Source organism: Legionella rubrilucens, assembly GCF_001468125.1.
Lineage (GTDB): Bacteria > Pseudomonadota > Gammaproteobacteria > Legionellales > Legionellaceae > Legionella_C > Legionella_C rubrilucens.
This window is the reverse complement of the sequence record NZ_LNYT01000020.1, coordinates 144,444-165,576: the sequence shown is the minus strand read 5'-3', so window position 1 is coordinate 165,576 and position 21,133 is coordinate 144,444. Positions and strand designations below refer to the sequence as shown.

Below are 21,133 nucleotides of genomic sequence, written 5' to 3'. Positions count from 1 at the left end.
CGATATCGGGTGGGTTCCTGTAACAGCCCATCGCCGTTACGAACTGACAGAAAGACCAACATGAATAACCATCTCCTAAGCAATGTGTTTATTTTTCTTGCCTCAGCCGCCCTGATTGTGCCGCTGGCCAGCCGTTTTAAACTGGGCTCCGTACTAGGCTATTTAATCATTGGCGCCCTGATTGGCCCCTACGGTTTTAAACTCATTGGCAACGCCAACCAAATCATGCAATTTGCTGAATTTGGCGTGATCATGATGCTTTTCCTGATTGGCCTTGAACTGGAGCCGGCCACCCTGTGGCGTCTGCGCAAGATGATCGTGGGACTGGGAAGCCTGCAGGTGATTTTGACCTCGACTATTCTTTGCCTCCTTGGACTGTTGTTTGGCTATCGCTGGCAAAGCAGCCTGGCTGTGAGCATGGCATTGACGCTTTCTTCTACAGCCCTTGTTATTCAAATGCTGGAAGAAAAAAACCTGCTGAAAACCGCCGAAGGCGAAACCTCTTTTGCCGTGTTGCTGTTTCAGGATATTGCAGTTATCCCTATTCTTATCATCATGCCTCTGCTGGCCGCTGCCACCACGGCAGCCGCCCCTCAGGAAGCCACGCTGCTTGCCCTGTTCCCGTCCTGGGCTCATCCCTTTATCGTCACCGGCGTCATCGGCACCATGATTATTGCCGGCCACTTTTTCTCAAGCCATCTGTTTTTTATTGTAGCAAGGACCCACCTTCGGGAAGTATTCACAGCCACGTCGCTTGCCCTGATTGTCGGCATTACACTGCTAATGGAAGCCGTTGGCGTATCACCCGCCCTTGGAGCCTTCGTGGCGGGTGTGGTACTTGCGAACTCAGAATACAAACGCACGCTGGAGACGGATATTCAGCCTTTCAAAGGCTTATTGCTGGGTTTATTCTTTATCTCAGTGGGGATGAGCATTAATTTTAATCTGCTCGAGGCACGATGGAGTGAGCTGCTGGGCGCCGTGGGTCTTCTGATTGTCATTAAAGCCTGCGTGCTTTTATTTCTGGGATGGCAATTCGGCCTGACCAAGATTCAACGCATCGGTTTTGCCCTGGCCTTGTCCCAGGGCGGCGAGTTCGCCTTTGTCCTTTTTAAATTCGCTTCCCATTTAAACGTCGTCAGCGACCAGACAGCCGCATTTTATACACTGGTTGTCGCCCTTTCCATGGCAACGACTCCTTTTATCATGCTGGTTTATCAACGCTTTATTGTGCCTCATTACTTAAGCCTGTTACCCACACAACCATTTGATACCATCCATGAACAACAAGAAATTATTCTTGTTGGCTATGGGCGCTTTGGTCAAATCATCGGACGCTTTTTAACCGGGCATGGCATTAAATTAACCATATTGGAAAAAGATCCCGAGCAGATAAAATTGTTGCGTAAATTCGGTTACAAGGGGTACTTTGGCGATGCCGCGAGACTTGATTTACTGCTCAACGCCGGTGCCGCCAAGGCTAAATTACTGGTGATTGCCGTCGGGAATCCGGACGTCAGTCTCGACATTGTCGAAATGGCCCGGCAGAATTTTCCTCATTTAAAAATCTATGCCCGCGCCCGCAACCGCAGTCATGCCTACCAACTGCATAAAGCCGGAGTGGAGTATTTTAAAAGGGAAACCTTTGATTCGTCATTGACCATGGCCCAGGAGATTATGGCGTTCCTTGGGCATAGTCCTGACACCTTGCGCCGCAAGGCCAAAGCCTTTTTACAACTGGATGAAGCCTCATTAAAACAATCCTTTGAATTCTTTGAAAAGGAAGCCGAGATGATCAGTTATGTACGTCAGGTGAATGGGGAATTGGAGCGCATATTAAAAAGCGACCAGGAATTTGAACATCCCAAAGGCCGCTTTGAAAAAATGGCAACGTCTGAAAATCCGCTAAGGAATTAATTGCCTTTACTGTTAAAACGTTCAACGCTTGCAACAATCTCTTCTCTGGCAGCCTCGGGTCCTTCCCAACCGGTAATTTTTACCCATTTGCCTTCCTCAAGATCTTTATAGTGCTGGAAAAAATGTTCCAGAGACAATAATAATTGCCGCGGCAAATCCGCATAGGTTTTTACCGTCTCATACATTTTGGTCAGCTTGTTGGTGGGGACAGCCAGTAATTTGGCATCCACGCCGGCTTCGTCTGTCATTTTGAGCATACCGACCACACGACAAGGGATAGCGGAGCCGCTTATCAGAGGAACAGGGGTCACCACCAGCACATCGACCGGATCGCCATCTTCAGACAGAGTATTGGGAATGTAGCCGTAGTTTGTGGGGTAAAACATCGCGGTCGTCATGAAGCGATCAACAAATAACGCGCCGGTATGCTTGTCGACTTCGTATTTGACAGGCTCGCCGTGCATGGGAATTTCAATAATGACATTGATTTCATTTGGAACATCACGACCACTTTTAATTTGCATTAAGCCCATTTTAACTATCCCTTAAGATATGAAGACGGCGTATTATGCCAAAACCTCACCAAAAGGCAAAATAAGATGTTCAGCGATCAATCAATGGTCAACTATTTTTAATCGCTATAACTCAAGGTATAATGTCGGATTAGCTCATAAATTAAGGATCAATGATGGATTGTCTCTTTTGCAGGATTATCAAAGGGGAGATTCCGGCCACAGTGCTTTTTGATGATCCGGAAGTCATGGTAATTCGTGATATCAGACCGCAGGCTCCTACTCACCTGCTGGTGCTGCCTAAAAAACACATTGCCACCATTAATGACACGGACAGTAACGATGAGCAACTGCTTGGCAGAATGATTTTGACAGCCAAAAAGATGGCACATCATGAGCATTTAAGCGATTTTGGATATCGCCTTGTTTTTAATGTGAATGCAGGTGGCGGACAGGAAGTTTATCACATTCACTTACATGTACTGGGTGGCCGGCAAATGACCTGGCCGCCGGGTTAGGGTTTTATTAATGCAAGAATTGTATAAAAAAATATTGGAAGAGATAGGCGAAGACCCTTCGCGTGAAGGGTTACGGGATACACCTGAGCGCGCTGCCAATGCCATTCGTTATCTGACTAAAGGCTATACGGAAGATTTAAACGACATCATCAATAATGCCCTGTTCGAATCAGACATGAGCGAGATGGTGATTGTGAAAGAAATCGAATTGTACTCGATGTGTGAGCATCACCTGTTGCCCTTCCTTGGGAAATGCCATGTCGGCTATTTACCCAGCGGGAAAGTGCTTGGGCTTTCAAAAATTGCCCGTATCGTTGATTATTTTGCCCGCCGTTTACAAATTCAGGAGCGACTGACTGCGGAAATTGCCGCCTGCATTGAAAACATCACTGGCGCCCGTGGCGTGGGTGTGGTCATTGAGGCCAAGCACCTGTGCATGATGATGCGCGGCGTCGAAAAGCAAAATTCAGTCATGACCACGTCGGTGATGCTGGGTGACATGCGCAACAATTCCAATACGCGCAGCGAGTTTTTAAAGCTAATCCGTTAAGCCATGGCGCCTTCGTCATGGCTATAAGTCGGTGTCCATGTAAACTGGAGCGAGCTTCATGGCTTGTGACACCTCATTAGCGGCTTTCATGACAGGATTAGATTTAAATACACCATAGGAAATTAGACCGCCTACCGTGCCGCCTATTACCCCGGAGACACCCAGTACGGTATTAGCTGCCACCGCACCCGCAACAATGCCGCTAAAAAATGCGCCTGGCCCTGACCAGAGGCCCAGACCAAATCCCACACCAAAACCGATGAGTGCAGCAGCCAGGGTGAGTGTAGCAATGATGGCCACTGTCACAACGGCCTGCGCCAGCCTGTAATGTTTACCGTAAACATGGGTTTGGCATTCTTGAATAAAGGTGGATGCAATCGAGTTTTTATTCTCCATGTTGTCTAGTCTCTGCCAAGCCAACATCAGTTTTTCCGCTGACTGGGCAATGGCATCCCTTGTTTCCGGCGGAACGCTTTTTAATTCTCGCTCGAGATTTTCAAGCGCTTCATAAATCACACTTCCCCGCAAGGCACACCGTTTGGCCCTGGCCATAGCGGTTAATTCCTCTTTGAATACAAAAAAAGCCTCTTGTTCTAATCGCTTTTTTGCCTTGTTCATTTTATCAAGTGCCTGAAATACGTTGTCCCTGTTCATATCCTCCGTAGTAGCCACCCGTAGAACAGGACAGTCTGCAAATGAAGCATCAGCAATCTCGTCCTTGTTTTCTGTCGCATCCACAATCAGAATCGGTAAGGAAGAATTGGTTTTCTTCAGTGCCTCAATCTCACTGGTTATCTGGGTCTCATCCCAATTTTCTATAAAATAAAGAACAACGGGAGTATCCCTGCAATAAAGCGACAAGTAAGGTTGATACGACGTATCCAGAACCCAGAAATGATATTCATTCGTTGAGCTTTCCTCGCGGTAAGTAATAAATACCGGACGGATGTCCATCGTGTTTAAATTAATTTGAGCGAGCCGCTCAATGAATTGGGTTTTGGCTGGGGTTGTTTTACCGTAAATTAAAATGCTGGAGGCGCCCATATTCACTGCACTGTAGTAAATTCTACGCACATTTTACAGGAAAAGCACAGGAATTGCCAACACAATAGTCAAAATGACTAATATAAAAACAGGCATGGAGGGTGCCTGGCTAAGGCCAGGCACTTTTGAGCGAGTTATTCTTCTTCGGTGGATTTGATTTGCGTGTCGTCCATCTCGTCATGGGAGAGATCAACGGTTTCTTCGTCGCTTATCGGAGCATCGGCTGCTTTTTCTGCCGCTTGCGGTTTATCCTTCCACTCCAGTTTTACACGTCCCTGCTTGTCTACGCCAGCCACGAATACTTCAATTTCCTGACCTTCACTCAAGACCGACTCGACTTTTTGAGAACGGTCGCTGCAAATCTGGGAAATGTGCAGAAGTCCATCTTTACCAGGCAACAGATTAATGAACGCACCGAAATCAACAATCTTGCTGACTTTCCCTTTATAGGTCTGGCCCACTTCAATTTCTGCAATCAGGGCTTTAATCTGGCGTTGTGCTTCTTCCAGCGCCTCAGCATCCGGCGAGAAGAGTTGAACGACACCACTGTCATCGATATCAATGGAAACGCCAGTGCTTTCAATCAAACCTTTGATTGTGGCGCCACCTTTACCAATGATGGTGCGGATTTTATCTTCTGCCACTTTCATGGTGGTAATGCGCGGCGCATGTTGCGACAGTTCGCCACGATGCTCAGACAAGGCATTATTCATCACGCCGAGGATATGCTTTCTTCCTGCCAGCGCCTGCTCCAGTGCCTGTTCCATGATTTCTTTGGTGATTCCGGTAATTTTGATGTCCATTTGCAGCGCGGTGACGCCCTTTTCGGTTCCGGCCACTTTAAAGTCCATGTCACCCAGGTGATCTTCGTCTCCCAGAATATCCGTCAGCACAGCAAAACGATCGTTTTCCTTGATAAGCCCCATCGCCACACCGGCCACTGGTGCCTTGAGCGGCACTCCCGCATCCATTAAAGCAAGGCTTGTTCCGCAGACTGTCGCCATGGAACTGGAACCGTTGGATTCGGTAATATCGGACACGACGCGCAGCACATAAGGGAATTCCGAGGCAGTAGGCAACACCGCCATCAGACTTCGTTTTGCCAGGCGGCCATGACCTATTTCACGCCGTTTGGGACTGCCGACCATACCGACTTCTCCGACCGAATAGGGAGGGAAATTATAATGCAGCATGAATCGATCTTTCGTCTCACCGTACAGACCGTCCAGTGTTTGAGCATCGCGCTCGTTACCCAGCGTAGCGGCAACGATGGCCTGAGTTTCACCTCGGGTGAACAGGGCGGAACCATGGGTACGCTCAAGAAACTTGGTACGGATAGCAATAGGGCGGACGGTGCGTTGATCACGTCCATCAATACGGGGTTCGCCATCGAGAATGCGATTACGTACGATGGTTTTTTCCAGGGATTCCATGATTTCAGCCACAGCATCCACTTTGAGTTCATCACGTTCCTGGGCCAGGGTATCAATCACAAATTGACGTGCATCCTGGAGACGCTGATGACGTTGTTGTTTGTCTTTAATCAAGTACGCTTCGTTAAAGCGGGTAGTTGCCAATTCACCTATTCGGGCAATCAATGAGGTGTCTGTTGCTGGCGCAGTCCAGTTCCAGGCTGGTTTACCCACCTCTTTTGCCATTTCTTTAATTGCGCGGATAACGCCTTTCATCATTTCATGGCCATACAGCACGGCGCCCAGCATGATTTCTTCAGTCAGTTCACGTGCTTCAGATTCCACCATTAAAATGGCGTCTTCTGTTCCGGCAACAACCAAATCCAGATCAGACTGCTGAGTGGCTTTGTAGCTGGGATTTAATAAATAGATACCATCCTGGTAACCAACACGGGCAGCGCCGATAGGACCCATAAAGGGGATACCTGAAATAGCCAGCGCAGCGGAGGCTGCGATCATGGATACGATATCGGCAGGCACTTCGGGATTTAACGACATCACCGTAGCAATGATTTGCACTTCATTACGGAATCCTTCAGGGAACAGGGGACGCAGAGGTCTGTCCATCAGGCGCGAAATCAGGGTTTCATTTTCACTGGGACGGCCTTCACGCTTGTTAAAGCCGCCTGGGATTTTGCCTGCGGCATAGGTTTTTTCCTGGTAATTAACCGTCAGGGGGAAAAACCCATTGTCTTCTGCGCCGTCTTTCTTGCCGACCACACTGACCAGTACCTGAGTACCGCCCATGCTGGCAAAAATGGCCCCATCCGCCTGTCTGGCGATTTCGCCAGTTTCCAAAATCAGGGTGTGTTCCCCGAATTGCACTTCTTTAGTGAATTTTGACACGTAGTCACCTCATGATGTATTAGCAAAAAAAAGGCGCAGAAAACTGCGCCTTTAACTTAAAATTGGATAGTCGTGTATCTCCTAGCCATAGGAAAAACTCACTATCAATAGGAATCCCGCAGACCAAGCTTCTGGATCAGTGTTTGATATCGGGCTTGATCTTTTCTTTTTAAGTATTTCAACAGCTTGCGTCGCTTGTTAACCAATTCCTGCAAACCACGGCGTGAATGGAAATCTTTTTTATGGGCTTTAAAGTGGTCTGTCAAATATTGAATACGATTGGTAATTAAAGAAACCTGCACTTCTGGAGAGCCAGTATCTTTCTCAGTTCGTTTGTTCTGATTCACAATTTCTGCTGTTTGTGCGCTAGTTAGCGACATTGTTCACTCCTGGAAATAAGCTAAGTGTTCTTCTTAAAGGGGAGCATTCTATCAAGAGCGCCTTTAAGACACAAGTCTTTAGTTAATAATTGTGCAAGATTCTCATTCGCGCGCCCGGAAGGCCTGTTCACTGAGTAAGCGCTTGACCTTAAACACACCGGATTCATCAAAAGCGCCAAGACCGGCAAACTGCCCCTTGCTGTCATATAAACGGATTTCAGTTGTGCACGCCATGGCATTCACCGGAGAAATAACACGCCCGAGTCTCAGATTAGCGAGCTCCTCATCGGTTAATTGCATAGAGGGAAAATGCCGTACCGTGGTTTCCATCGGCAGCAGGCAGGCAGTCAATTGCATTTGATTGGCGGCTTGCAGCGACTCCAGACTGTGCATAGGATACTCTGAATAACCGCTTGTGTGCAGGCGATGCAATTGGGTTACGTGCGCCCCTGTACCTAATTTGTCACCAATGTCTTCCACCAGGTTTCGAATGTACGTGCCTTTGCTGCAACTCACTCTGATTTTAAACTGCTGTCCGTCAAAATCCAGCAAGAGGAGTTCCTTGATGGTGATTGCGCGTGCAGCACGTTCAATATCAATTCCGTTCCTTGCGTACTTATATAAAGGCGTGCCATTGTGCTTTAAAGCAGAAAACATGGACGGCGTCTGATGACTTACGCCAATGAATTCCTCAATCGTAGCCTGAAGGCGTTCTTTGGTTACATGAACAGCCTCCACTCTGGCCAGGACTTCCCCCATGGAATCGGACGTCGTGGTTTTTATCCCTAATAAACCGGTCGCTTCATAGGTCTTATCATCCTCAAGCGCGTATTGGCTGAACTTGGTGGCCTCACCAAAACAGACAGGAAGCATGCCGGTAGCCAATGGATCCAGACTACCGGTGTGGCCTGCCTTTTCCGCATGATAAAGCCGTTTGACTTTTTGCAATACGGCATTGGATGACAAACCCTGGGGTTTATTGACCAGCAACACCCCGTCAATTGCTTGTTTACTGCTCACTTTGCTCATCTGGACCGTCAGGGTTGGCTTCATCAATTAACTTACTCAAGCGCCTGCCGTATTCAATGGATTCGTCATAGACAAAATGAAGCTGAGGAACTGTGCGCAGTTTAATCGTACGGGCTAACGCTGTGCGTAAATAGCTGGCGGCTGTATTTAAAATCGCAGCAGCCTGCTTGTTCTCATCGCCCAACACAGTAAAGTACACTTTGGCGTGGCTTAAATCACCGGAAACCTTGACGCCTGAAATCGTGACAAAACTGGGCAGTCGGGGATCTTTAATCTCCTGCTGAATGATCTGCGATAATTTACGCTGCAGCATTTCGGCTACGCGATCCGTTCGTTTAAAGTCATTACTCATAAAGCCCGCTTGATCTCAATTGTTTCAAATACTTCAATCAAATCACCCGCTTTGACATCGTTATAGTTTTTCACACCAATACCGCACTCAAAGCCCTGGCGTACTTCGACCACATCATCTTTAAAGCGTCTTAAGGATTCCAGTGTTCCCTCATAAATGACAACGTTGTTACGTAAAACACGAATCGGATTATTGCGCTTGATCATGCCTTCAACCACCATGCATCCGGCAATAGCACCCAGTTTCGGCGAGCGGAAAACATCCCGTACCTCGGCAATACCAATGATTTCTTCCTTGAATTGAGGCGCCAGCATACCGGTTAACGCGCCTTTAACCTGATCCACAATGTCGTAAATCACGCTGTAGTAATGCAAGGAAACCTGTTCGTGTTCGGCCAATCGCTTGGCAGCGCCATCGGCACGCACGTTAAATCCAATTAGAATCGCATTGGAGGCAATGGCCAGATGCACATCCGATTCAGTGATACCGCCCACACCGCTGGCAATGATTTCAACCTTCACTTCATCGGTTGATAATTTAACCAGGGCATCCGCAATGGCTTCCAGGGAACCCTGGACATCGGCTTTCAGAACTATATTCAATACCTTGGCGTCCGTGGTAGTCATGTTTTCAAAAATGCCTTCAATTGACGATTTTTGACGTCTGGCCAGTTTGACATCACGGAATTTACCCTGACGGAACAAAGCCACTTCTCGCGCCTTTTTCTCATCGGGTACAACAACGGCTTCATCCCCGGCATGCGGAATAGCGGACAGACCCAGGACTTCCACTGGAATAGACGGCCCTGCACTGTCAACCAGTGTGCCGTTGTCGCTGACTAAGGCCCTGACTCGGCCATATTGGAAGCCAGCCAGCAGGATGTCCCCTTTTCGCAGCGTTCCACTTTGTACCAGAACAGTTGCTACGGGACCGCGTCCTTTGTCGAGGCGTGATTCAATGACAACCCCTTTGGCTGCACCGTCCGTAAAGGCTTCTAACTCCAGCACTTCCGATTGCAGCAGCACAGCATCCAGTAATTCGTCAATTCCCATCCCGGTTTTGGCAGAAATATTAACAAACATGGTGTCGCCGCCCCAGGCCTCGGGGATGACTTCATGAACGGATAATTCATTCATGACTTTCTCAGGATCAGCATCATGCTTATCCATTTTATTAACAGCCACAATAATAGGCACTTTTGCAGCCTTGGCATGTTGAATAGCCTCTATTGTCTGTGGTTTAACGCCATCGTCTGCTGCAACAATCAGGATAACAATATCCGTGGCCTGTGCACCACGAGCCCGCATGGCCGTAAAGGCAGCATGGCCTGGCGTATCCAGAAACGTGATATCACCCTTCGGTGTACTGACATGGTAGGCCCCGATGTGTTGGGTAATGCCCCCCGCCTCTCCTGCGGCCACCTTGGTACGCCGGATGTAGTCGAGTAACGATGTTTTACCATGGTCCACATGACCCATGATGGTTACCACAGGCGCGCGGCTTTCTGATTGGCTTCCCTTGCTGATGACTTCACCCAGGGTCTGCTCCACTGCATCTTCCTTGAGTGCACGCGCCTTATGGCCCATTTCCTCAAACACAATGACGGCTGTATCCTGATCGATAACCTGGTTAATGGTTGCCATGGCACCTAAGCCCATCATGACTTTAATGACCTCGGCCACTTTAACGGACATGCGTTTTGCCAATTCCCCAACGGTAATGGTTTCAGGAATCAGGACTTCCCGGACAACAGGTGCCGTGGGCATAGCAAAGCCATGCGTTAAGGCGTCCTCCGCTTCACGGTACTTGTCCGATTTCTCATTCAGTTTGCGTTTTTTCGATTTTGGACGCTTGTGACGGACATGGGAACCTTCCTCGTCGTCGCGTTCAGTTATTAAATATTTGGTTTTCTTTTTATTACCCGCGGCTTTTTTAAATTCGGCCTTTTCAGCATCCGACTCAATGTCTTCTTTGCTGGAATATTTCTTCTTGGGCTTTTCTTCCTTTTCACGAACTTCTTTGCTGGCGTCGCGTTTATCCTGTTCTTCTTTGCTTTCGCCAACCGCTTTAGCCGACGTTGTTTCCATTGGCGAAGAAAGGTTTTCCTCAGCAACAGCGGGTACAGTCATTTTTTGAGACTCATCCAATTGTTCCACGGCTTTCACAACCGCTGGCTCTTGTGTTTCATCAACCACAGCCACATCGGATTCCAGTTCCTGTGGTGCCGTCTCTTCCGCCAATGCCGGCAAGGTTTCGATTGAAACATCCGTCAATACGGGTTCTGCTTCCTGCTCGGCTTCAGTCGGTTGGTCCAGCAAAGCGCTGCGTTTGACATAGGTTCGTTTTTTACGAACTTCCACATTCACGGTTTTTCCACTGTGCAGATCATGCCCTACCGTGACCTGAGTCAGGCTTTTTCGCTTTAACGTAATTCGTTCAGGTGCAGCTCTTGACTCGTTGCCGGCGTTACCTTTCAAATGATTTAGCAAGACACGCTTTTGTTCTTCATTCACGGTCTGTTCATCGTTATTAAAAGAGAGTCCCGCTTCCTGCAACTGGTTCAATAGACGCTCAACGGGGATTCCCACGACCTGAGCTAATTGTTTAACCGTCACATCCGCCATATTTTACCCCCCTTTAGCAATTTTAATGCAAATCGCCATTGTTCAATACTTGTTATCCACTTATGTTTTAACTAGCAGCCATAGACTGCCTGATTAAAACAAGGGTCATTCATTACAACAATTGATAATTATGAAAACCAGGGTTCACGGGCCTTCATGATCAATTCACCCGCTTTCTTCTCGGTCATTCCAGGTATATCAAGTAATTCATCAACCGACTGCTCAGCCAGATCGTCCATGGTCGTAATGCCTTTGGCGGCCAGTTTGGCGGCGATATCGTTAGTCATGCCTTCCATCGTTAACAATGATTCAGACGGCTGATCCCCTGATTGCCCCGAAGACAATGCTTGAGTCAGAAGACAATCATTCGCTCTGTTTCTCAACTCTTCAACAATCTCTTCATCAAATTCCTCAATCGCCATTAATTCCTCTTTGGGAACATAGGCAATTTCTTCCAGTGAAGAAAAGCCATTAGCCACCAGCAAGGAGGCGATTTCTTCATCAATCTCGAGCGCGGTGGTAAATAAATTAATCGTTTTTTGCGATTCTTCCTGGCTTTTATTATTAAAATCTTCGACCGTCATGACGTTCAAAGTCCAACCGGTCAATTGACTGGCTAAGCGCACATTCTGACCATTACGTCCAATGGCCTGAGAAAGCTGTTCTTTCTGCACAGCCAGATCCATGGTGTGACTGTCTTCATCGACGACAATTGAGCTGATGTCAGCAGGCGCCATGGCATTAATGACCAATTGGGCCGGGTTGTCATCCCAAAGTATAATATCGACTCGTTCACCACCCAGCTCACTGGATACGGCCTGAACACGCGCACCGCGCATACCCACGCAGGCCCCAACCGGATCAATACGGCCGTCATTGGTCTTCACAGCAATCTTGGCACGATTACCCGGCTCACGGGCAGCGGCTTTCACTTCAATCACGTTTTCGCCAATCTCTGGCACTTCAATGCGGAATAATTCAATCAACATCTCATTGCGTATACGACTGACATACAATTGCGGACCACGGGACTGGGGGGTAATTTCGTATAAATACGCCCGTACACGATCATTGGGTCTGAACATTTCATTGGGCAGCATTTCATGTCGCGGCATGAACGCTTCAGCCTTGCCGCCTAAATCAATGATGATGTTATCACGAGTCACCTTCTTGACTGTACCATAGACCAATTGACCCAGCTTGGACTGGAACTGATCAACCACTTGTTGTCTTTCTGCCTCGCGGACTTTCTGCATGATAACCTGACGGGCCGTTTGCGCAGCGATACGCCCGAATTCAATGGAGGGCATTGGTTCTTCAATGCGCTCACCGACCTGAATGGAAGGCGAACGTGTTCTGGCCTCGGTAATTCCTATTTCCTGATCCGGGAATTCCACAGCATCATCTTCCACCACGTCCCAATAACGGAAGGTTTCGTAATCTCCGGTGCGGTTATCCAGTTTGACGCGGATGCCCATTTCCTTTTCTGACAGTTTGCGTGTGGCCGATTCCAGGGCTGCCTGGATTGCTTGCAATACTACTTCTTTGCTGACGCCTTTTTCATTGGATAATGCCTCAGCAATAAATAACAATTCTTTACTCATTGTTCGCCTCACTCGCCTGTCAAATTTGCTTTCACAATATTGGATAATTGCACGTCTACGGGTGTCTCATTGACCAGTAACTTCAGAGTATCCTCCTCCACTGCGGCAATCCTGCCAGACAGTTTACGGCTTCCATTTACGGGTTTATATAATTTTAACTGTATATCATGCCCAAGGTATCGATGGTAATGTTTTTTATAAAACAGAGGCCTCGGTATACCGGGTGATGATATTTCAAGACTATAATTGCCGGAAATAGGATCTTCAACATCTAGTAAAGCGCTAATCTGCTTACTGACTCGCTCACAGTCCTCAATCCCGATGCCATCTTCTTTATCAATGTAAATACGCAATAAAGAATGGCGCCCCTGTGACAAATATTCACAGCCCCACAGCTCATAGCCCAGGCTATTCACCAAAGGTTCCAATAGTTCCTGAATATCTGTTCTTATCATATTCCACTCTCAGCACTTTTATTCCGGCAGCGAAAAAATTCGCACAGGACAATGACCTGTCGCTTGAGAAACATTAAGCAATAATCGGAGTTTACGGTATATAAAGTTGCCCGCACTCTATAAAGATTGCAAACCGACAGGTGTGTCTGATTACCGGGTAATACATAACAAAAAACCCCAATAATGGGGTCTTTTAGATAGTGGTAGCGGGGGCAGGATTTGAACCTACGACCTTCGGGTTATGAGCCCGACGAGCTACCAGGCTGCTCCACCCCGCATCAACTGAGGCAAGTATACGCACACTTACCTTGCATAGCAAGCAATTTTTGCAAGTTATTGCAGTTAAGCAAACGCATTAATGCAGGCACTGATCAATCCAGAAGGGAAAATTCCCAGATAAAGCAGTGATAAACAATTAATGGAATAAAAAATTTGTGATGACGTGCTCAACTGGACAGGCGCACTGTCTTTCGCCTCGTCAAAATACATGACCTTGACAATACGGACATAGTAATAAGCGCCTACCACCGCAAAGAGCAAACCTAATACGGCTACCCAGGTTAAATGCACATCCACCAGGGCTTTCAGCACCAACAGCTTGGTAAAAAAGCCAACGGTAGGAGGAACGCCTGCCATGGAAAACATGACAATGAGCATCAGGAAGGCAATCCAGGGGTTGCGTTTATTCAAGCCTTTTAAATCATCGACGTTTTCTACTTCCAATCCATGGTTAGACAGCAGGACAATCAAGCCAAAGGCACCCACCGTCATAATGGAATAAACCAGCACATAATAAAGACCCGCTGCATAGCCTGCTTCGGTCGCGGTAAGAATACCAAAAAGCGCATAACCTACATGAGAAATCGCTGAATAGGCAAGCAGTCGCTTGATATTGCTTTGGGCGATGGCGAACAGATTCCCCAAACCCGTTGACAACAGGGCCATGATCAACAACAACTGCTGCCATTGGGCTGAAATATCAACCAAGGCCAGAGTCAGCAGACGAAGAGTCATGCCGATGGCCGCAATTTTCGGGGCCGCACTTAAAAACAACGTGACAGAGGTAGGCGCTCCCTGATAGACATCCGGTGCCCACATATGAAAAGGCATGGATGCGAGTTTAAAGCCCACACCGACCATAATGAAAACGAGGCCAAAGGAAAGAAGCGTGTCCTGCTCCTGCCAATTGGCTGCAATCGCATTGGCGATATCCAGAAGATCCAACTTTCCGGTGGCACCATAAATTAAAGACAATCCATACAGCATCATTCCGGAAGCAATGGCCCCCATCACAAAGTATTTCATCGCCGCTTCAGCTGCATCGCTGTTGGTTCTGCGGATAGCCGTCATGGCATACAATGGCAGGGATAACAACTCCAAACCAAGGTAAATCGTCAACAACGAATGCGCTGAGACTAATACCATCATTCCCAGTGTGGAAAAAAGACCAAGAACATAATAATCCCCGGCAGGCATCTGACGTTCATCAACATACTCGCGCGAATAAATAAACGAAAAAATGGCACACAGGTAAATAAAGATTTTCATTAACTGCGCACTGTCATCGCTGATAAACAAACCACCGAAGATAATGGACTTGTAACTTCCGAGCAGCAAGGTACTGATGACCGTGCACAGGACCAATCCAATAATGGACAAAGTCAATGCAATGTTTTTACAGTAATCCCGCAAAAACAGGTCACTTAGCAGAGCCAAAGCCGCTGTGATCAACAGGATGATTTCCGGTAAAGCTACATGGATATTATCAAGCAAGGACGTCATGTTCATTTAACCTTGTAAATTATAATTTCGATTTATCGGCCTGAGCTAATGTGTGGCTCACAGTTTGATGCACATATTCAAGCACGGGCTTGGGGTAAACTCCCATCGCCACAACCATGATAACCAGTAACACATAGGCACTGATTTCAAAACCGGTCAGATCTTGAAGGGCCGCAATTTTGTCGTTTTTTACGGGTCCAAATATGACACGCTTATACATCCAGAGTGTATAGGCTGCTCCAACAATCAATGTTGTGGCTGCCCAGAAAGCAATCCAGAAACCAGCCTTTATACTGCCCAAAATGACCATAAATTCACCGACAAAGCCGGACGTGCCTGGTAACCCGGCATTGGCCATGGCGAATAACATGAAGAACGAAGCAAAAACGGGCATTGAGTGGACAAGGCCGCCAAAATCCTTGACCTGTCGGGTGTGCATGCGATCATAAATATAACCCACGCCGGCAAACATTCCGCTTGACACAAACGCATGGGAAATCATGACAATGATGGCGCCCTCCAGAACAAGACCGGCATTCTGTAAACCGGCCCTTTCGGCAATAGTGAATATTGCAAAGCAGCCCAGGGTTACAAAACCCATATGAGAAATGGAGGAATAAGCAATAAGGCGTTTCATGTCCTGCTGGATAACAGCGACCAAACCAATATAGACCACGGCAATCAATGACAGCGCAATCATCACATCCGCATAATACCGACAGGCATCGGGGACGATGGGTAAGGCAAAACGGATGAAACCATAGGCACCGAGTTTAAGCAGAATTGCGGCAAGGACGATGGAACCGCCTGCGGGCGCTTCCGTGTGTGCATCAGGCAACCAGGTGTGCACGGGGAACATCGGTATTTTAATGGCGAAACCCAGGAAAAATGCAATAAAAATGAATGTCTGGGCGGTCATGCTCAGCTTCACAGCATAGAACGTTTCAATTTTAAAGGATCCGGCAATATAGCCCATGTAAAGAAAGGAGGCCAGCATTAGCACAGAGCCCAGGAACGTGTAGAGGAAGAATTTAATGGCGGCATAAACACGATTATCCGAGCCCCAGATACCGATAATCAGGTACATGGGAATTAAGGTCGCTTCCCAGAAAATATAAAAGACAATGGCGTCCGTCGCAGCAAAGACCCCGACCAAAAAGCCCTGCATAATCAAAAAGGCAGCCATGTATTGGCCAACGCGTTTGTGAATACTCGTCCAGGTTGCCAGTACGACAATCAGGTTAGTAAAAATGCTTAAAACAATCAGCAGAAGGGACAACCCATCAACACCAAGACTGTAATTAATCCCCAAAGCCGGCATCCAGACCATGTCTTCCAGGTATTGCATGCTGTAGGTGTTCACATCAAATCCACGCACCAAAGGGATGCAGATCAGTAACGTCAGCAATATTGTAAACAATGTCAGATAACGTGAGACATTGGGATTATTGTCATCACCGGTCAGGAATACAAACACGCCTCCAATAATCGGTAACCAGATCAATAAATTGAGCAAATGATGCATACCTTCACCTTATAATCAGCCTAATAGCAACCAGCATAAGAAAACAATTAAACCCAACACCATGACCGTTGCATAGTGATATAAATAGCCGCTTTGAATACCGCGTCCTTTCTGAGCAAACCAGCGCACCGTCCGCCCTGCACCGTTGACAACCAGTCCATCAATGAGGCGTTGATCGCCGGTATTGTAGAAAAAGCGACCGAGTGCTTTAGAACCTGCCACAACCACTTTGTCATTAAAGGTGTCAAAACCATACTTGTTAAGCAACAGACGGTAAATCCAGGAGAAGGAACTGGCCAGTTTTGCCGGGATAGCAGGGAAGGCAATGTAACCTGCCCAGGCAATGGCGATACCTGCCAGGGTTAACCAGAATGTCAGTGACAGTGGTGCATGCAGTGCTGCTTGTAAAGGAGAATGTACTTCCCGGGATAATTCTTCAAGCACGTTGTGTTCAGGCAACACAAACAGCGACTTGCCCAGCAGAGTCGGCACGTCGTAAAGCATGGGCATGAATAGAATATAACCAATGATCACCGACGGTATCGCCAGAATCACCAGTGGCAACCAGACGACGGCTGGTGATTCATGCACATGCTCAAACGTGTGTTTATCCATACGTGGCGTGCCATGGAAAGTCATAAAAAAGGAACGGAAAGTATAAATGGCGGTCACCATGGCACCGAGGGCTACGCAGAAATAGGCATAAGTACTTCCTGGGATGGTGGATACTTTAGCCGCTTCAATGATAGTATCCTTCGAATAAAATCCTGCAAAAGGCGGGATAGCGCACAACGCCAGGCTGCCGATAATGTAGGTCACGTAGGTAATGGGCATTTTACGCCAGAGGCCGCCCATTTTTCGCATATCCTGTTCATGGTGCATCCCAATAATGACCGACCCGGCACCCAGGAATAACAGAGCTTTAAAGCAGGCATGGGTCAGCAGATGGAACATGCCGGCACTGTAGGCTGAAGCCCCCATGCCAACCATCATATAGCCCAACTGAGACAATGTGGAATAGGCGACCACGCGTTTGATGTCATTCATCACCAGTGCCAGGAGTCCAGTGAACAGTGCACCTGTTGCACCAATAACAAGAACCAGGGACAAGGCTGTTGTCGAATATTCAATCAATGGCGAAATCCGACCAATCATGAACACGCCCGCAGTCACCATGGTGGCAGCATGAATCAGCGCTGAAATGGGTGTCGGACCTTCCATTGATTCAGGTAACCAGACATGCAGGGGCACCTGAGCAGATTTACCCATGGCACCAATGTACAGCAGGATACAGATCACCGTGACCAGCGACCAGGGATGGCCAGAAAACAATTCAATGGTCTGAGTATTCAAACTCGAAGCACTTTTGAAAATCATGTCATAGTCCAGGCTTCCGGTGTACGCCAGAACCAGGCCAATGCCCAGGACAAAACCAAAATCCCCCACACGGTTGACCAAAAAGGCCTTAAGACTCCCTTCAATAGCAGACTCTTTACTGTACCAAAAACCGATCAAGAGATAGGAAACAAGGCCCACGCCCTCCCAACCAAAAAACAGCTGCAGGAAGTTATTGGCAGAAACCAACATGAGCATCATGAAGGTGAACAGGGAAATGTAGCTGAAGAAGCGTTGGTAACCGTCATCATCAGCCATATAACCAATACTGTAAATATGAACCAGTAATGAGACAAACGTCACAATAACCAGCATCACGACCGAAAGGGGATCGATTAAAAAGCCGATATGAAATTCATAGGGAAAAAACATCCCCCCGCTTGCCCAGGTGTACAGGTTGACATTCACTGATTCGTGAGCGCCGCTTAAAATAGCGACAGCAACATAGAGAGACAGCAGAAATGACAGCGCCACGCCGGCTATAGTGACCGAATGCGCACCAACCCGTCCAATCTGATTACGGAAAAAGCCTGCGACAACCGAGCCGAACAGCGGTGCGAGGACAATGATAAGACATAGTTGTTGAATGCTCACGTTGTTAACCTTTTAAATGATTCATTTTATCAACATCAATATTGCCCCGATTACGATAGAGCAACATCACTATAGCCAAGCCAATGGCTGCTTCAGCGGCAGCAACCGTCAATATAAAAAAGACGAACACATTCCCGGTCACGCTTCCATAATAGTGAGAAAAAGCAACAAAATTCGTGTTTACGGCTAATAACATCAATTCGATACACACCAGCAACAGGATGATGTTCTTTCGGTTAAGCATAATGCCAACAATACTTAAGCCGAAAAGAATGGCTGCCAGAATGAGGTAATTATTTACTGGTATCATGGTCATTCCTATGATTGTTTTTCTGACTTCATCGCGATCAGTTCAATTCGATCGTTGCGATTAGTCATAATCTGGCTGACTATGCTTTGTCGCTTGGATCGGGTAATGTTTCGATGCGCCAACGTAATAGCCGCAATGATAGCGACCAACAACAACACTGCCGCCAACTCGAATGCGAAAACGTAATCAGTATAAAGAACCCTGCCAATGGCTTCTGTGTTTGAAATCGCCTTGGCCGGCTCGGTAACCACTTCATCGTACTCATTAAAATCATCAGCAACCGGCGCCGTGATTGGGGTTTGCTCAACCGCTGTTTTAAACATATTATCCGGCAAGGCAATGAGCAATAATCCAGTCAGGAATGCCACTATAATCAGGCCAAAGGGTAGATAACGAACGAAATGAGACTTCATGGACTCGACGTCAATATTCAACATCATAACCACGAACAGGAACAGAGTCATGACTGCTCCCACGTAGACTAAAATAAGAATCAGTGCAAGGAATTCCGCCGCGACCAGAATCCAGAGTACTGCACTGGCAAAAAACGTTAACACCAAAAACAGTACACAACGTACCGGGTTGTTTTGAGTAACCACCATTAATGCTGAAAAAATTGCCAGGGCAGCAAAAACATAAAATACAGCTTGTATTAGCAACTCATGCATCTCGCACCTCGTTAGCGGTAATCTTTATCAGCATCTCTATCTTCAGCCAGTTTCTTTTCCATCAGGCTGCCGATAGCCAACAATTTGTCTTTGGTTAAAATGTTCTGCCCGCGCTCCGTGTAGTGATAATGCTGGATAGGGGTCACTACAATGGAATCGACCGGACAGGATTCTTCACACAAACCGCAATAAATGCATTTAAAGCTGTCAATATCATAACGTGTTGTGCGTCTGGAGCCGTCTTCGCGCACTTCCGATTCGATAGTAATCGCTAACGCAGGGCACACGGCTTCGCATAATTTACAGGCGATGCAGCGCTCTTCACCATTTGGATAACGGCGTAAGGCTAACATGCCCCTGAAGCGGGGAGATACCGGAGTACTTTCCTCGGGAAACTGCACAGTAAATTTCTTTTTGAAAAAATATTTTCCTGTGACTGTCAAACCAGAGAAAAGCTCCAGTAACAGGAAGCTCTTTATGTAATGTTTGATGTATCGATATAATTTATTCATCACTTAGCTCATTGCTCGTTAAAACCACGGCTTAAGATGTGTTATCACCATCAAAGCGGTAACAATCACCCAGACTATGGTCACCGGGATTAAAACTTTCCATCCCAGGCGCATTAACTGATCGTAGCGATAGCGAGGGAAAGTGGCGCGAATCCACAAATAAACAAAAAGGAAAAAAGAGATTTTCAAAAGCAGCCAGACAAAGCCGGGAACAACAAAGAAAATATTGTTAAGAAAAGGAATGCCTTCAAAAGGCGATAACCAGCCACCCAGAAAAAGAACGGACAACATGGTGGAAATAAGAATCATGCTGGCGTATTCGGAAAGGAAAAACAGCGCAAATCCAATCCCCGAATACTCGACATGGAATCCGGCAACAATCTCTGACTCCCCTTCTGCCAAATCGAATGGCGCGCGATTGGTCTCCGCAATACCGGCAATCCAGCAGGTTACAAACAACGGCAACAGCGGCAAAAACCACCAGTGCCAGAGACCTCCGCGTTGAGATTGGACTATTTCTGTCAGATTCATGCTGCCAGCAGCTAACAATACGCCAACCAGAGAAAAGCCCATGGCAATTTCATACGACACAGTCTGTGCGGTGCTTCGCAAGGCACCAAACATGGCGTACTTGGAATTCGAAGCCCAGCCGGCGATGAGAACACCGTAAACCCCCAGAGAACTCATGGCAAACAGGTAAAGCACACCGGCATTAATGTCGGCCAGGACCATGCCTTCTGAGAAAGGGATAACCGCCCAGCCCACCAAGGAAGGGGCCAATGCAAATAAAGGTGCAATAACGAACAGGTACTTGTTCGATTTCGTTGGGACAATGATTTCTTTGGTGATTAGCTTAATCAAATCAGCAAAAGGCTGTAACAGCCCTTTAAAGCCCACACGGTTAGGACCGATTCGTACCTGAATGTAACCAATGACTTTGCGCTCGGCATAGGTCAGATAAGCGACAGCGATCAGCAGGGGCACGACAATGATTAATATTTTTATAATAATCCACAGCAAAATGCCTATATCATGTAGCATAAT

18 protein-coding genes, 1 tRNA gene and 2 pseudogenes are annotated in these 21,133 nt (G+C 47.3%); 3 read left to right on the top strand and 18 right to left on the bottom strand.

Annotated features, from left to right (window positions below; genetic code table 11):
- The first annotated feature begins 60 nt into the window (after positions 1-60).
- Positions 61-1,917 (top strand): monovalent cation:proton antiporter-2 (CPA2) family protein, encoded by a 1,857-nt coding sequence (locus Lrub_RS08485; protein WP_058531749.1) that lies wholly within the window; start codon positions 61-63, stop codon positions 1,915-1,917.
- On the opposite strand, the gene ppa is transcribed toward Lrub_RS08485, so the two are convergent.
- Positions 1,914-2,450 carry an inorganic diphosphatase gene (ppa, locus tag Lrub_RS08480; RefSeq protein ID WP_058531748.1) on the bottom strand — a complete coding sequence of 179 codons (537 nt, stop codon included), beginning with the start codon at positions 2,448-2,450 and terminating at the stop codon, positions 1,914-1,916. The two genes, Lrub_RS08485 and ppa, sit on opposite strands and share 4 nt — an antisense overlap.
- Positions 2,451-2,605: 155 nt before the next feature.
- Between ppa and Lrub_RS08475 the strand changes: the two genes are divergently transcribed.
- A complete protein-coding gene (locus Lrub_RS08475; RefSeq protein WP_058531747.1) occupies positions 2,606-2,947 on the top strand; it encodes a histidine triad nucleotide-binding protein in 342 nt (113 codons plus the stop codon).
- A 10-nt stretch (positions 2,948-2,957) separates the two neighbouring features.
- A complete protein-coding gene (gene folE, locus Lrub_RS08470) occupies positions 2,958-3,497 on the top strand; it encodes a GTP cyclohydrolase I FolE (RefSeq protein ID WP_058531746.1) in 540 nt (179 codons plus the stop codon).
- Between the two features lie 21 nt (positions 3,498-3,518).
- Here folE and Lrub_RS08465 read toward each other — a convergent pair whose 3' ends face one another.
- The 17 genes and pseudogenes from Lrub_RS08465 to nuoH form a co-directional block, all read right to left on the bottom strand.
- A complete protein-coding gene (locus Lrub_RS08465; protein ID WP_058531745.1) occupies positions 3,519-4,541 on the bottom strand; it encodes a hypothetical protein in 1,023 nt (340 codons plus the stop codon).
- Positions 4,542-4,675: 134 nt separating this feature from the next.
- Positions 4,676-6,859 carry a polyribonucleotide nucleotidyltransferase gene (gene pnp / locus Lrub_RS08460; RefSeq protein ID WP_058531744.1) on the bottom strand — a complete coding sequence of 728 codons (2,184 nt, stop codon included), beginning with the start codon at positions 6,857-6,859 and terminating at the stop codon, positions 4,676-4,678.
- A 104-nt stretch (positions 6,860-6,963) separates the two neighbouring features.
- Positions 6,964-7,239 carry a 30S ribosomal protein S15 gene (gene rpsO / locus Lrub_RS08455; protein WP_058531743.1) on the bottom strand — a complete coding sequence of 92 codons (276 nt, stop codon included), beginning with the start codon at positions 7,237-7,239 and terminating at the stop codon, positions 6,964-6,966.
- A gap of 102 nt (positions 7,240-7,341) precedes the next feature.
- A complete protein-coding gene (gene truB / locus Lrub_RS08450; protein WP_058531742.1) occupies positions 7,342-8,268 on the bottom strand; it encodes a tRNA pseudouridine(55) synthase TruB in 927 nt (308 codons plus the stop codon).
- Positions 8,249-8,620 (bottom strand): 30S ribosome-binding factor RbfA, encoded by a 372-nt coding sequence (gene rbfA, locus Lrub_RS08445; protein ID WP_058531741.1) that lies wholly within the window; start codon positions 8,618-8,620, stop codon positions 8,249-8,251. The genes truB and rbfA overlap by 20 nt, the downstream gene beginning before the upstream one ends.
- A pseudogene (gene infB / locus Lrub_RS08440) lies at positions 8,617-10,635 on the bottom strand (translation initiation factor IF-2); the annotation flags it as partial. The gene rbfA and the pseudogene infB, both read right to left, overlap by 4 nt.
- Before the next feature lie 113 nt (positions 10,636-10,748).
- Positions 10,749-11,244, bottom strand: a pseudogene (locus Lrub_RS15250) (translation initiation factor IF-2 associated domain-containing protein); the annotation flags it as partial.
- Positions 11,245-11,372: 128 nt separating this feature from the next.
- Positions 11,373-12,848 carry a transcription termination factor NusA gene (gene nusA, locus Lrub_RS08435; protein WP_058531739.1) on the bottom strand — a complete coding sequence of 492 codons (1,476 nt, stop codon included), beginning with the start codon at positions 12,846-12,848 and terminating at the stop codon, positions 11,373-11,375.
- Positions 12,849-12,856: 8 nt separating this feature from the next.
- Positions 12,857-13,303, bottom strand: a complete 447-nt coding sequence (rimP, locus tag Lrub_RS08430) for a ribosome maturation factor RimP (protein WP_058531738.1) — start codon at positions 13,301-13,303, stop codon at positions 12,857-12,859.
- 201 nt (positions 13,304-13,504) lie between these two features.
- Positions 13,505-13,581, bottom strand: a tRNA-Met gene (locus Lrub_RS08425).
- Between the two features lie 64 nt (positions 13,582-13,645).
- The gene (gene nuoN / locus Lrub_RS08420; RefSeq protein ID WP_058531737.1) at positions 13,646-15,085 is read right to left on the bottom strand and encodes an NADH-quinone oxidoreductase subunit NuoN; all 1,440 of its coding nucleotides are present in this window, start codon (positions 15,083-15,085) and stop codon (positions 13,646-13,648) included.
- Between the two features lie 19 nt (positions 15,086-15,104).
- Positions 15,105-16,610 carry a complex I subunit 4 family protein gene (locus tag Lrub_RS08415; RefSeq protein ID WP_058531736.1) on the bottom strand — a complete coding sequence of 502 codons (1,506 nt, stop codon included), beginning with the start codon at positions 16,608-16,610 and terminating at the stop codon, positions 15,105-15,107.
- Between the two features lie 15 nt (positions 16,611-16,625).
- Entirely contained in the window at positions 16,626-18,599 is a 1,974-nt protein-coding gene (gene nuoL, locus Lrub_RS08410) for an NADH-quinone oxidoreductase subunit L (protein ID WP_058531735.1), read from the bottom strand.
- 4 nt (positions 18,600-18,603) lie between these two features.
- Entirely contained in the window at positions 18,604-18,909 is a 306-nt protein-coding gene (gene nuoK, locus Lrub_RS08405; protein ID WP_058527675.1) for an NADH-quinone oxidoreductase subunit NuoK, read from the bottom strand.
- Between the two features lie 8 nt (positions 18,910-18,917).
- Entirely contained in the window at positions 18,918-19,577 is a 660-nt protein-coding gene (locus Lrub_RS08400; RefSeq protein WP_058531734.1) for an NADH-quinone oxidoreductase subunit J, read from the bottom strand.
- Between the two features lie 11 nt (positions 19,578-19,588).
- Entirely contained in the window at positions 19,589-20,089 is a 501-nt protein-coding gene (nuoI, locus tag Lrub_RS08395) for an NADH-quinone oxidoreductase subunit NuoI (protein ID WP_058531733.1), read from the bottom strand.
- Between the two features lie 18 nt (positions 20,090-20,107).
- Positions 20,108-21,130, bottom strand: coding sequence for an NADH-quinone oxidoreductase subunit NuoH (gene nuoH / locus Lrub_RS08390; RefSeq protein ID WP_058531732.1), 1,023 nt, complete (start codon positions 21,128-21,130; stop codon positions 20,108-20,110).
- Between the last annotated feature and the right edge of the window lie 3 nt (positions 21,131-21,133).